The organism is Micrococcus flavus (assembly GCF_014204815.1).
GTDB lineage: Bacteria > Actinomycetota > Actinomycetes > Actinomycetales > Micrococcaceae > Micrococcus > Micrococcus flavus.
This window is the reverse complement of the sequence record NZ_JACHMC010000001.1, coordinates 1,568,190-1,580,654: the sequence shown is the minus strand read 5'-3', so window position 1 is coordinate 1,580,654 and position 12,465 is coordinate 1,568,190. Positions and strand designations below refer to the sequence as shown.

Below are 12,465 nucleotides of genomic sequence, written 5' to 3'. Positions count from 1 at the left end.
GCGGAGTCGGCACCTGCGGGCGACCCACAGGTAACCCTGTGACGGGCGGCGGGCGGGGAGGGCCCGCTCTTCAGCCGGTGCGGCCCGCCAGGGCGGCGATCGCCCCGCCGATCAGGAGACATCCGCCCAGGACCGAGAGTGCGGCGAGTCCGCCGAGCGCCAGCCACCCGCCCGCGTACGCGAGTGGCTCCGGGGTGAGGGAGCCGACGAGCAGGCCCACCGCCGTCGCCGCCAGGCAGACGGCCGCGAGGCCGGCCCAGGGCCCGCGCCGCGGGGAGGACCCGGTGGCGAGCACGGCGACGCCGGCGGCGGGCAGCAGCAGCACGGCCAGGACGAGGAAGACGGTCGAGGTCAGGACGGCGGCGGTGCTGTCCGGGACGGTGCTGGCCAGGCCCGGCACCGTGAGCGTGAGGAGCACCGGGAGCGTGACCGCGGGGGAGGCGAGCAGCGCACCGGCGGTCAGTGCTGTGCGGACGGAGGAGCGGGCCATGGCCGTCAGCGTGACACAGTGTGACGGCTCAGGCGCGCGCGGTGCGGCCCGCTCGGGTCCCGGCGAACGCCGTGACGGCCATGACCAGCGCGCCCGCTGCGGCGCCGAGGCCGCCGAGGAACGCCATCCACATGCCGGTGCCCGTGACGCCGAGGAAGGGGAAGATCGCGTCGGCCGGCTCGATGGGGGAGAACGGGAGGGCGAAGCCGCCGACGCAGAACACCACCAGGCCCAGGGCGACGACGGCGAGGCACGCCGTGGTGAAGCCGAGCGGTTTCCGCAGCAGCGGTCGTCGCTCCGCGCGGACCAGCAGGACGCCGACCGCCGAGACCAGAAGCGGCACGAGGACAGCCAGGGGAATCGTGGCGGCGGACTGTGCCCCCGGCGCGTCCTCCAGCAGGGTCCCGACGACGGACACGACTGGCAGCATCAGGATCGGGGCGGCCGTGAGGAGGATGCCGAGGGGCAGGCGGGCGGACACGGGGGCTCCTCTCAGGCCAGCAGCTCGACGACCCGCTGGACGACCACCTCGGTGAGCTCCGGGTCGTGGTCCTCGGTGGAGGAGTCCATGAACAGGTGCCGGTCCGTGGCGTACTCGAAGAGGTCGGCGGGGTTGTCCGGATGCTCGGCCGTGGCGGCGTAGGCGCGGGCGGCGGGCAGGTCCTCCTCCTTGACCCACGGGTCCTCGGCGGCGAGGTGGATCTGCAGGGCGGTGTGCGGCTGCCACAGCGGGGCGTACGCGTTGAGGGGCAGGGCGGCGGAGAGCGCGATGCACGCGCGGAAGCCCGGGGCGGTCTGCGCGGCCTTCCACGCGGGCATGACGCCCAGGCTGATGCCGGCGACGACGGACGCCTCCTTGTGCTCGGCGCAGGCCCGCATGGCACGGGTCATGAACTCGTCCCGGCCCATCTGCTCCACGTACGCCAGGCCCTCCTCGGCGGTGGCGAACACGTGTCCGTCGAACAGGTCCGGGGTGTGCACGGTGTGGCCGCCGGCGGCGGTGATCTGCTCGGCGAGGGCGCGTACGCCCTCGGTGAGGCCGCGGGCGTGGTGGAAGAGGATGATCTGTGCCATGGGTCATAGCGTAGGTCCGCACCGGCCGCCAGCGGGTGTCGTGGACGGCCCTTCCGGGTGCGGCACGGCCCGCCACCCCGGTGGGGTGACGGGCCGCCGTCGTGCATGAGGGTGCCTCGCCGGCGCCCGCGGGAGAAGCTCAGCCCTGGGTGCCCTTGCGGTTCTCGATGTTCCAGTCCTCCACCGGCCCGAGGTTGTTGCCGTCCTTGTCGTAGGAGTAGAAGCCCTTGCCCGCGCCGATGCCGGTGGTGCCGGCGTCGATGCCCTCCCGGAGGATCTCCGCGAACTTGCGCTTCGTGGGGTCGTCGGAGTTCTTGTTGATGTGGTATGCCACGTTGAAGCCCACCGTGTCGTACACCTCGAACGGGCCGCGCGGTGCGCCCGTGGCGGTGCGCCACACATTGTCGATGTCCGCCGGGTTGGCCACTTCGTTGGCGTACAGGGCGGCGCCCGCGCCGAGCCACGGGATGAGCAAGGAGTTCAGGACGTAGCCCGGCACCTCCTTGCGCACCGGCACCGGCAGCAGGCCGATCTCGTCGGAGAACTCGAGGACCATGTCGAAGTACTTCGGGTCGGTCTGGGCCGTGGCCATGACCTCGCCGGTGTTGTTCTTCCAGATGAAGTTCGCGAAGTGCAGCGCCAGGAAGCGCTCAGGGTGGCCGGTGGCGTCGGCGAAGGAGCTGGGCAGCAGGGAAGAGGTGTTCGTCAGCAGCACCGTGTGCTCCGGGACGGCGGCGCCGATCTTGGCCCACACGGACTTCTTGAGGTCGAGGTCCTCCGGGATGGCCTCGATGACGACGTCGGCGTCGGCCACGGCCTGCTCGATGTCCGAGGTGGTGGTGATCGACTCGATCGCACGGTCGAAGCGGGCCTCGTCGAAGTCGGGGAGATCGCGCCGGTAGAAGCCGCGCATCCACTCGTAGCGCTCGGGCAGTTTCGCCAGGACCTCGTCGGTGATGTCGTACGCGGTCACGTCCTTGCCGTGGTACGCGGCCTGCATGATGATCTGCGAGCCCAGCACGCCGGTGCCGAACACGGTGACCTTCTGGAGCGTCGTCATGATGTCCTTCCCCTCGTCGAACGATTGCCGGGACCGGGCGTCCCGGCATCCGCCACACTACTCGCCGGTCGGGCAGGGGCCACCCCCTGATCGCCCGTCAGGGTTCGGGAGCGGCACGGCGAGCTGGGCGGGCACGCCCTGCTCGGGCCCGTCCGGGTGCACGTGCACGGCGCGCCCCGGCACCGGTTCCACCTCGGTCAGGCGCGGCCAGACGAGGCGGTGCTCGGGGCTGGTCCCGGCCGGGACGAAGAACCGGTGCGGCAGGTGCAGCAGCAGTCGGGCGGAGGCGAGGTCGCGCCCGCCGACGGCGGCCACCCGGAGGGACCGTGCCTCAGCGCCGCCCAGGAGCCGGTGGACCTCCTCGTCCAGGGAGCGGTAGGTGTCCCCGACGCGCACCCCCGTCCACGTGGACCATCCGGTGATCACCGCGGTGCCCCCTGCCCGCGCGGTCTCCTCCAAGGCTGAGACGACCCGCGTCCCCAGGTCGTCCTCGTCCGCATCGGGGCGCAGGACGCGCAGCTCGGCTTCTGGATCCAGGCCGGCGACGGCGGGGGCCGCCTCGCCGCTGCCGTCCAGGACGAGGACGGGGCCGGGTCCCCGGACGGCGGTCTCGAGGACCACGCTGAGCACCGGCCCGCGTCCGCCGGCGGGCTCGATGATCCAGGCCCCGCTGCCCTCGGAGCCCGCGGGCCAGCGCCAGGGCACATGTCGGGCGCGGGCGGCGTCGTCGACCAGGGCCAGCACGTCCGCGTCCCGCCGGCGGGAGCGGTCGGGCGCGAAGACGGCGGGCAGGGACGGCGACACCACCGGGGCGGGGACCATCGGATCCACCGTGCGATACGCCGCGACGAGCTCGCCCACCACGCGCGCCCAGTCGGTGCCGGTGGCATGGGCCGGCGCGGGGTCGGTCCACCGTCGCCACACGGGGCCGGCCTCCGAACACACCCAGGGGGCGGCCCGCACGGTGAGCAGCGGCCGCCCGCCGCGGGCGAGGCAGACCGTCCCCGGGGCGGCCGGATCGATCCGCGCCGCGTCCCCGACGCCGATCAGGTCCCACGACTCCTGCTCGCTGGCCGTGCGCAGGGCGAGGGTGGAGCCCAGGTTGGAGCGGACGTCGGAGCTCACGGCGCCGGTCGCCCGCTGGGTGGCGAGCACCAGGTGGAAGCCCAGCGAGCGGCCGGTGGCGGCGAGGCGCTGCAGCACCGCGTTCGCCGCCGGATGGTCGTCCACCAGCATTCGCAGCTCGTCCACCGCGACGACGAGCCGCGGCAGCGTCTCGTCGGGCCTGGCCGCCCGGAAGGCCGGGTAGTCCGGCACCCCGGCGTGCGCGAACAGGGCCTCCCGGCGGCGGAGCTCGGCGCTGATGGCGTCCAGCGCCCGCAGGGAGGCCGCCCCCACGTGGTTGGTCTCCAGGCTCATGGTGTGCGGCAGGCCGGCCAGCGGCCCGAAGGAGGCCCCGCCCTTGAAGTCCAGCAGCACGAAGGACAGCTCCGCGGGGGCGTGGTGGGCGGCCAGGCCCACCAGCAGGGAGAGCAGCAGGTCGGACTTGCCCGAGCCGGTGGTGCCGGCGATCAGCACGTGCGGGCCGTCGTCGGCCAGGTCCAGGACGACGCCCGGACCGCCGCCGGGCGAGTCCGGCGTCATGTGTGCCCGCACGTGGCGGGCGGCGGAGGCACGGCCCACCGCGTCGGGCACGCGGAGCGGGAGTGCGTCGGCGCCGCCCGGGCCGAGTCCGAGGCGGGCGACGTCGTCGGCCAGCTCCTGCAGCCACCAGTGCAGGGTCGACGGGCTGATCCCGGTGGCGTGCAGGTCCCGCAGGTCCAGGCGCTGGGAGGGGCTGTGCAGGACCCGTGCGTCGAGGTCGAGGGCGTCCGCGTCACGTGCGCCGGGCGCGCCCGGGGCGCCCGTGCCCAGCCGCACGACGGCGGACGACGTCCTCCCCGGGGTGTCGGCGGTCGGTGGCAGGTCGGGGAGGCCGGCGGCCGAGCGCCACACCCGCAGGGCCGCGGGGAGCCACGGGGCGTCGGGCAGCTCCAGCAGCGTCTTCGCCTCGGGCGCCGAGGGGCCCCACCACGTCTGGACACGATCCCCGGAGGCGACCCGCAGACTCGTCCCCGTGGCCACCGCGTGACGCAGGAGCTGGAACAGGGCCCAGCGGCCGGCCGCCTGGATCAGTCGGCTCCCGCCGGTCACGGTGACCACGGAGCCGCCGGGGCAGGGTGTCGCCCCCGGCTGAGCGACGTCGACGGACGCGTCCCAGCGGCCGGTCTCCTCGTTGCGGGTGAAGGGCAGCACCCCCGTCCCCTCCCCCCACCACAGCAGGGGCGGGGGCGCGTCGGTCCGCGCCGGGAGGAGGCCGAACCGATCGGCCGCGCGCGAGCGGACGGCCCGGCTCACGGTCGCCGGGGTGAGCTCCTGGTCCCGCCTGCGCGTGACGACCTCGGCCGCGCGCGCCGCCAGCAGGGCGCTGTGACGCCGGCGGGCGGCCCGTTGAAGCCCGAGCATGACGCCGACGCCGAGCACCGAGACCAGACCGAAGAGCAGGAACAGCCAGGTGCGCATGGTCACGGCGAGCACCGCTCCGATCGCGAGGGGGCCGACCGCCATGACCACCGGCAGCACCGCGGAGTGCTCCGCGGGGGCGTGGCCCAGTTCGACCTCCGCTGGGATCAGCACCTCGGGAGGGCGCAGCGGCGCCGACGACCCGCGCACCAGGGACAGCGTCGTCCCGCCGACGCGGAGACCCTCCTCGGCGGTCCACCGGGTGGGGTGGCCGACTCCCGGTCGGTCCACCCTCACCCCGTCCGCCTCCAGGAGGATCCGGGTCGGCTCGGACGGGACGAGCGGGTCGTCCAGGACGAGCCGACTGCCGCCGCGGCCCACGGTGAGCCCGCCCCCGGCCAAGGGGGCGAGCCGGCCGGCGTCGGGCCCGTCCGATGTGAGCACGCCGACCTCGGGGCCGGCTGCCTCCACGGCCGCACCCCGCCGCGTTCCCGGCCGGGCCACGTAGGTGACGCAGGAACCGTGCGTGGCGACGCGGGTCAGGGCATCGCACCCCAGACGGCGGCGCACCTCGGCGTCCTGGGCGGACACCGACTCGGGCAGCCCGCGCACGGCCCAGTCGTGCGGCCCGGCCAGGCCGAACACCCGGATCCGCCAGGACATCCTGACTCCTCTCGCGAGATGGTCCCCGCCGTCCGGCGGACCAGGCCAGGGTCGCAGGCCCGGGACGGCCGCTGTCGCGGGGGCACCTCGTGCTGTGGACAACCCCCCCTCGCCGTCCACTGTGCGTCTGTTGTCCACAGAGTGGGAGGGGGGTGTTCCGCCAGCTGTGCGCCGCCGTTATGGTCGGGGCATCACGTGAGGGCGCAGGGATCGCGCCCATGGGGGCACAGGAGGGTGCATGGACGCCGTGCGCATGCTGGAGGGCGAGCTGCGGGAGCTCGTCCGTCGACAGGGGGTGGACCCCCAGCGGGAGGGCGAGCGCGTCCGGGCCCTGATCGACGAGGCCACGGCGGACTACGAGGCCCGGTCCCTCGTCAGCTCCCTGCCACGGCTGGAGGACCCCGAGGGGGCGTCGCAGGAGCTCTTCGACCGGATCGCGGGCCTGGGGCCCCTGCAGCGCCTGATGGACGACCCCTCGGTCGAGGAGATCTGGATCAACGCTCCGGACGAGGTGTACTGCGCGCGGTCCGGACGCTCCGAGCTGACCGGCATCCTCCTGACCGAGGAGGGCGTCCGAGACCTCGTCGAGCTCATGCTCAAGTCCTCGGGCCGGCGTCTCGACCTCTCGATGCCCTTCGTGGACGCCGCCCTGCCGGACGGCTCGCGTCTGCACGTGGCCATCCCGGACATCACGCGGCGGCACTGGAGCGTGAACATCCGCAAGTTCGTGAGTCGCGCGCAGCGACTCGAGGATCTGGTGCGCTCCGGCTCCCTCACGCCCGCCGCGGCCCGATTCCTCGACGCGGCGGTCGACGCCGGCATGAACGTCCTGGTCTCGGGTGCCACCCAGGCCGGCAAGACCACGATGCTCAACTGCCTGGCCGCCTCGATCGGCGCACGCGAGCGGGTCATCACGGTGGAGGAGATCTTCGAGCTGCAGATCCCCGTCCGGGACGTCGTCGGCCTGCAGTGCCGGCAGCCGAATCTCGAGGGCCACGGGGAGATCCCGCTGCGGCGGCTCGTCAAGGAGGCCCTGCGCATGCGCCCGGATCGCCTGATCGTGGGCGAGGTCCGGGAGGCCGAGGCCCTGGACATGCTCGTCGCGCTGAACTCCGGACTGGCCGGGATGTGCACCATCCACGCGAACTCCGCCGCCGATGCGCTGACCAAGCTCTGCACGCTGCCCCTGCTCGCAGGGGAGAACATCTCGAGGAACTTCGTGGTCCCCACCGTCGCCACGTGCATCGACGTGGTGGTGCACTGCGAGCGGGACCGGGACGGACGCCGTCGTGTCCGAGAGGTCCTCACGGTCGGATCCCGCGTGGAGAACGGCGTCATCGAGACCTCCGCCCTCTTCCGCAGGGACACCGAGGGCGACCTCGTCCTCAACACCGCTGCGAGCCTCGAGTTCGAGGCCTTCGCGCGCCGGGGCATCGACCCCCGTGACGTCCTGGGGGTGCGCTGATGCCCCTGGTCCTCGGCCTGGCCCTCGGGGCGGGTCTGTTCCTGATCTGGTGGGCGTGCTGGTCCGAGCCGTCGGTGCGGGCCGCCGTGGACCGCGGCCCCTCACGGCTGAGCACGCTGATCGCCCGCTCGGGCATCACCCGGCTGACTCCGGCAGGGGTGGTCTCGGCCATGCTCGCGGGCGGGCTGGTGATGGGCCTGATCGTGCTGGCGCTGACCCGGACGTGGACGATCGCCGCGTGCTTCGCGGTGTTCGGCGCGGGGCTGCCGTGGACGATCCTCTCCTGGCAGGCCACCCGCCGCAGCGTGGCCCTGCGCGATCTCTGGCCGGATGCGGTCGATCACGTGCGGTCGGCGGTCCGGGCCGGACTGACCCTGCCGGAGGCCCTGATCCAGCTCGGGGACAGCGGTCCGGAGGGGCTGCGGGAGCCGTTCCGGGAGTTCGCCCGCGACTACCGGGCGGGGGCGCGTTTCGTGGACGCCCTGGACAGGCTCAAAGCGCGCATGGCCGACCCGGTGGCGGATCGGCTGGTGGTGTCCCTGCGGCTCACCCGGGAAGTCGGTGGCGCAGACATCGGCCTGCTGCTGCAGACCCTCTCCGAGTTCCTCCGACAGGATGCCCGCATCCGCTCCGAGCTGGAGGCGCGCCAGTCCTGGACGGTCAACGCCGCCCGACTGGCCGTCTGCGCCCCATGGATCGTCCTGCTCCTGCTGGGCACCCAGCCGGTCGCCGTCGAGGCGTACCGCTCCGCCGCCGGCGGGCTGGTCCTCATCGGGGGGCTCGTGACGTCGGCGGTGTGCTACCGGATCATGCGGCGCATCGGCTCGCTGCCGCCGGACCGGAGGGTCTTCGCATGAGCGCCGCACTGGCCGTCGGCCTCGGACTCGGCACGCTCCTGGGCGTGGGCCTGTGGCTCATCGTCCTCGCCCAGCCCCTGGGCTGGCGCCCCACCCTGGAGCAGCGTCTGGAGCCGCAGCTGCGGCACCACGTTCCCGCGTCGCGACTCCTGGATGGGGAGGCGGCGGCCACCTCGCCCTGGGGAGCGTGGGGACGCCTGCTCGGACCGCCTCTGGGGGCGGCGACCCGGCTGCTGCAGAACCTCAGCCCGGCAGGCGAGACGCTGTCCCGGCGGCTCGAGGCCGCGGGGTCCCCGCTCACCCCGGTGGACTACCACGCCCAGCAGGTCCTCTGGGCCTGCCTGGGGGTGGCGGCCGGCACCGCGGCGGCCCTCACCCTGGCGGTCTCCGGGGCCGTGCCCGTGTTCACGGCGGCCGCTCTGGTGGTGGCCGCCGGGCTGGGCGGGTACATGCTGCGGGATCAGGCGCTCGGATGGGCCATCACCCGTCGGCGGGCCTCCATCCTGACGGAGTTCCCCTCCGTGGCCGAGCTCTTCGCGCTGTCCGTCAGCGCGGGGGAGAGCACCACCGGCGCCCTGGAACGGGTCGCCACGACGGCCCGCGGCGAGCTCGCCCGGGAGTTCGCCGCCGCACTGGCGGACATGCGCGCCGGGGCCTCCCTCGCCGTCGCTCTGAAGGCCATGGGCCGGCGGATCCAGCTCGCTCCGGTGGAGCGGTTCATCGCCGGCATCCTGATCGCCCTGGACCGCGGCACCCCGCTGGCCGACGTGCTCCGCGCCCAGGCGCAGGACGTGCGCGAAATGGGCCGTCGCGAGCTGATGGAGGCCGCCGGCCGCAAGGAGATCCAGATGATGGTGCCCCTCGTGTTCGGGATCCTCCCGCTCACCGTGGTGTTCGCCGTCTTCCCCGGCATCTCGCTCATGCGTCTCGGCTTCTAGCCGGCGCCCACAGACCCACAACTGAATAGTCCACCCGTCCCGACGACCCGTACACCATCACTCCCGGCCCCGCGCCGCCACACCTGGAGGGGAACCCTTGTTCTACCGCATCAGCCTCACCGTCCTGTCCATCCTGACCTCCGTCCTCCACGACGACGTCCGCGACGAGCGCGGCGACGTCCCGGGCTGGGTGATGATCACCCTGATGTCCGCCGTGCTGGTGGCCGGCCTCCTGGCCCTCGCGCTGCCCGCGCTCCAGGAGATGTTCAACAGCGCCATCGCCCGCGTCAACGGCGCCGGCTGAGGCCGCCCATGACCTCCGCAGCCGCCCCGGCGCGCCCGGGCCCATCCGCCCGTGCCCGCTGGGGCGACGAGCGGGGGTCCGTGGTCGCCGAGAACGCGCTCGTCACGGCCCTGATCGTGCTGCTCTTCGCGGCCCTGCTGCAGGCCGGCATCGTCATCCACACCCGCAACGTCCTGATCGATGCCGCCTCCGCCGGCGCCCGCTACGGGGCGCTCGCGGACCGTGACCCCGCCGACGGCGCAGCCCGTGCCCGGCAGGTCCTGACCGTTGCCCTGCCGGGGCAGGCGGACGCCCAGGTCAGCGCCGAGACGATCGACCTCGACGGCGCCCCGACGGTCCGGGTCACCGTGTCCACGAGCCTGCCGGGCCTGGGCTTCCTGCCCGGGCCGATCCCCGTGGAGGTGCACGGCCATGCCCACCGGTTCTGACGCTCGTCAGCGGCGCGGGCGCCTGGCCGCCGAGGACGGATCCGCGAGCGTCGAGTTCCTGGCGCTCAGCGTGATCCTGCTGGTGCCGCTGGTCTACCTCATGGTCTTCGCTGCGCAGATCCAGGCCGCCGCCTTCGGCGCGGTGGCCGCCGCCGACCAGGCGGCCCGCGTCGTGGTCTCCGCCGACGGCGGCCGCCCCGGTCCGGCGGAGGGCGCGATCCGCCTGACCCTGGGGGACTACGGGGTCGCCGCCGATGCGTACGACGCGTCCTTGGCCTGCGACATCGGCGGGTGCGGCAGCCTCGAGTCCGGCGAGGTGGTGGAGGTGCGGGTGGCCGTCGAGCTCACTCCGCCGCTCGTGCCCGGATCCTGGCTGCCCCAGGGCCTGGTCACCGTCGACTCCAGCGCTCGCGCGCGGATGCCGAGGTACTGATGTCCGCGCCCCTCTGCGGCTCCTGCCCGCCGCGCCACCGCATCCGCCCGTCCGCCGACGACGGCCAGACCACCGTGCTGACCATCGGGCTCACCGCCGTGGTGGTCGCGCTGCTGCTCGTCCTGTTCGCCGCCACCGGCGTGCTCATCCAGGCGCGGAAGGTGCAGTCCTTCGCGGACGGCGCCGCCCTGGCCGGGGCGGAGCAGCTGGCCTTCGAGCTCGACGCCGACCCGCGCGTCGTCCTCGATCCCGCCTCCGTCCAGGGTTCGGTGGGGGAGTACCTGGCCGCCGTGGGCGCGCAGGAAGCGGTCCCCGGGATCGCTGCCGTGTCCTCGGGGGTGGCCGAGGACGGCGCCACCGTGGTGGTGCGGATCGAGGCGCAGGTCTCCCTGGTCCCGCCGTCGGGCGGATGGGCCGCCGGGCTGTTCCCCGCCACCGTGCCGGTCAGCGCGGAGGGCAGTTCGCGGACGGTCCTCACCCGCTGACCGGGCGCACCGGTCGGCGGGCTCTGTGGGGTCAGCGCGGACGGGTCAGCGCCGCCGGACCACCACCACGGTGTCCTCCAGGGCCGCCGCCTGACCGTCAGGCCCGGTCACCTCACGAGTCCGCACCTCGGCGGTCGCCACGTCCCAGCGCTCGTCGCCGCACACGGTCACGCCGAGGACGGTCAGCTCGTCCGCAGGGGAGGGGAAGTGTCCCCGCGCGGCGAACTCGGCCGGCGCCCACGGCGGGGGCGCCGCATGGGACACCAGCACCAGGCGCCCGCCCGGAGCCAGCAGGGTCAGCGCGTGGCGCAGGATCCGCTCGCGGTCCAGGGCCACGGGGGACTGCAGGAAGGACGCGGTGACCAGATCGAACCCGGGTGCGCCGGCGTCGTCGGGAAGGCCCCAGCCGGAGCCCGTGTCCGTCAGGTCCGCCGCCATGAAGTGGGTCCGCTCCGCCACGCCCCGCTTGTGCGCCGCCCGCCGGGCGCGGGTCACCGCGGCCTCGGCGAGGTCCACGCCCGTGGCATCCCAGCCGGCCTCGGCCAGGTGGATCACGTCACCGCCCTCGCCGCAGCCCAGGTCCAGCGCCCGGCCCGGCGGCAGGTCCGCCGTCAGCGCGGCCGTGGCGGCGTTGACCTTCCCGGACCACACCTGGTCCCCGCCGTAGCGGGCCTCCCAGAACGCGCGCGGATCCTCGGAGACGGGGGCGTTGGGGTGCTCGTAGTGCGGGGACATGGCTCTCCTGGGGCTCGGGCGGGGCGGCCAGGTGCCGCCCGGTCGGGCAACGGCGTCAGCGCGGTCGGCATTCCGGAGCATCGGCCCGCCCCCGCCCCGATCACAGCTCCCGCGCCGCGTCCTCCGCCCAGTTCTGCACCATCGCGCCGACGGCCGCCTCCTGATCCAGGTGCACGTTGTGGCCGGTGCGGTCCAGCATCGCCAGGGTCAGGCGCGGGAAGTGCTCCGCCAGCGCCAGCTGGTCCTTCCAGCCGACCTTGTCGTCCTGCCGGCCGGTGACGATCAGCGTGGGCCGGTCGAACGTGCCGAACCGCTGCTCGGGCAGCGGGCCCTCCAGCGCATAGTCCTTCTCCAGGTTCTCCACCGCGTCCTTATCGAGGGCACGCACGCCGGGCAGCACATGCTCGCGGAAGTTCTCCCACACCGGGCGCGTCTGGATGACGGCCATGTCCAGGAACGGCTCGGCGTCGTCCTCATCCAGCTCGGCGAGCAGCGCCTCGTCCGTGTCCAGTACCACGCGCTCGGGCACGTCCCGCTGCTCCGGGTCCGGATCCACCACGGGGGCGATCAGCGCGAGGCCCGCCACCTGGCCCTGGCGCCGGGCGAGCACCTCGCGCACCAGCAGACCGCCCAGGGAGTTGCCCAGGAGGGCGAACCGCGCGTCGCCCACCAGGTCGCCGACCGCGGCGTCCAGCCAGTCCGCCAGCTCCGGCAGGCCGCCGGGGGCGGGCAGGGCGGGGGTCCCGCCGAAGCCGGGCAGGTCCAGGTAGATGCGCTCCCAGCCGCCGGCGGCCTCGAGGGCGGCGTCCAGGGGCAGGAGCAGGCGGTGGTCCACGCCCATGCCGTGCACGAGGATCAGCGGGGCGCCGGAACCGCGGCGCACGATGTGGGGGGCGGGCTGTGACATGCGCCGATGCTAACCCGGTCGGCGCCGTCGTTGGACCTCACGCTGTGCGCGGGACCGCGTCATCGGGACGCGGTCCCGCGCACATCCGGCGGTCCGGCGACCTCACCCGCCGGCTCACCCGCCC

General features: G+C 74.3%; 14 protein-coding genes. 7 read left to right on the top strand and 7 right to left on the bottom strand.

The features are described from left to right. Positions 1 to 70: 70 nt before the first annotated feature. From BJ976_RS07325 to BJ976_RS07305, 5 genes are all read right to left on the bottom strand, one after another. Positions 71 to 490, bottom strand: coding sequence for a hypothetical protein (locus BJ976_RS07325; RefSeq protein WP_135028333.1), 420 nt, complete (start codon positions 488 to 490; stop codon positions 71 to 73). A gap of 28 nt (positions 491 to 518) precedes the next feature. Beyond that, positions 519 to 971: a hypothetical protein gene (locus BJ976_RS07320; protein ID WP_135028331.1), complete on the bottom strand. Its 453-nt coding sequence runs from the start codon at positions 969 to 971 to the stop codon at positions 519 to 521. Between the two features lie 11 nt (positions 972 to 982). Then, positions 983 to 1,564 carry a dienelactone hydrolase family protein gene (locus tag BJ976_RS07315; protein ID WP_135028329.1) on the bottom strand — a complete coding sequence of 194 codons (582 nt, stop codon included), beginning with the start codon at positions 1,562 to 1,564 and terminating at the stop codon, positions 983 to 985. A 139-nt stretch (positions 1,565 to 1,703) separates the two neighbouring features. Beyond that, a complete protein-coding gene (locus BJ976_RS07310; RefSeq protein ID WP_135028328.1) occupies positions 1,704 to 2,624 on the bottom strand; it encodes a 3-hydroxyacyl-CoA dehydrogenase in 921 nt (306 codons plus the stop codon). A gap of 57 nt (positions 2,625 to 2,681) precedes the next feature. Beyond that, entirely contained in the window at positions 2,682 to 5,789 is a 3,108-nt protein-coding gene (locus tag BJ976_RS07305) for an FtsK/SpoIIIE domain-containing protein (RefSeq protein ID WP_135028326.1), read from the bottom strand. Between the two features lie 238 nt (positions 5,790 to 6,027). Between BJ976_RS07305 and BJ976_RS07300 the strand changes: the two genes are divergently transcribed. The 7 genes from BJ976_RS07300 (at position 6,028) to BJ976_RS07270 (ending at position 10,699) form a co-directional block, all read left to right on the top strand. After that, on the top strand, positions 6,028 to 7,254 hold the full coding sequence (locus BJ976_RS07300) for a TadA family conjugal transfer-associated ATPase (protein WP_135028323.1): 1,227 nt from the start codon (positions 6,028 to 6,030) through the stop codon (positions 7,252 to 7,254). Beyond that, on the top strand, positions 7,254 to 8,111 hold the full coding sequence (locus BJ976_RS07295) for a type II secretion system F family protein (protein ID WP_135028320.1): 858 nt from the start codon (positions 7,254 to 7,256) through the stop codon (positions 8,109 to 8,111). Before BJ976_RS07300 ends, BJ976_RS07295 begins: the two co-directional genes overlap by 1 nt. Next, positions 8,108 to 9,049, top strand: a complete 942-nt coding sequence (locus tag BJ976_RS07290; RefSeq protein ID WP_135028318.1) for a type II secretion system F family protein — start codon at positions 8,108 to 8,110, stop codon at positions 9,047 to 9,049. Before BJ976_RS07295 ends, BJ976_RS07290 begins: the two co-directional genes overlap by 4 nt. Positions 9,050 to 9,158: 109 nt before the next feature. Beyond that, positions 9,159 to 9,353, top strand: a complete 195-nt coding sequence (locus BJ976_RS07285; RefSeq protein ID WP_229667179.1) for a hypothetical protein — start codon at positions 9,159 to 9,161, stop codon at positions 9,351 to 9,353. Between the two features lie 8 nt (positions 9,354 to 9,361). Further along, the gene (locus tag BJ976_RS07280; RefSeq protein WP_135028314.1) at positions 9,362 to 9,781 is read left to right on the top strand and encodes a TadE/TadG family type IV pilus assembly protein; all 420 of its coding nucleotides are present in this window, start codon (positions 9,362 to 9,364) and stop codon (positions 9,779 to 9,781) included. Continuing rightward, on the top strand, positions 9,765 to 10,214 hold the full coding sequence (locus tag BJ976_RS07275) for a hypothetical protein (RefSeq protein ID WP_135028312.1): 450 nt from the start codon (positions 9,765 to 9,767) through the stop codon (positions 10,212 to 10,214). The genes BJ976_RS07280 and BJ976_RS07275 overlap by 17 nt, the downstream gene beginning before the upstream one ends. Beyond that, complete coding sequence (locus tag BJ976_RS07270) at positions 10,214 to 10,699, top strand: pilus assembly protein TadG-related protein (RefSeq protein ID WP_135028310.1); 486 nt, start codon at positions 10,214 to 10,216, stop codon at positions 10,697 to 10,699. Before BJ976_RS07275 ends, BJ976_RS07270 begins: the two co-directional genes overlap by 1 nt. Positions 10,700 to 10,744: 45 nt before the next feature. Here BJ976_RS07270 and BJ976_RS07265 read toward each other — a convergent pair whose 3' ends face one another. Together BJ976_RS07265 and BJ976_RS07260 are read right to left on the bottom strand one after the other, a co-directional pair. Continuing rightward, positions 10,745 to 11,434, bottom strand: coding sequence for a class I SAM-dependent methyltransferase (locus BJ976_RS07265; protein WP_135028309.1), 690 nt, complete (start codon positions 11,432 to 11,434; stop codon positions 10,745 to 10,747). A 100-nt stretch (positions 11,435 to 11,534) separates the two neighbouring features. Next, the gene (locus BJ976_RS07260) at positions 11,535 to 12,341 is read right to left on the bottom strand and encodes an alpha/beta fold hydrolase (protein ID WP_135028308.1); all 807 of its coding nucleotides are present in this window, start codon (positions 12,339 to 12,341) and stop codon (positions 11,535 to 11,537) included. Positions 12,342 to 12,465: the final 124 nt, after the last annotated feature.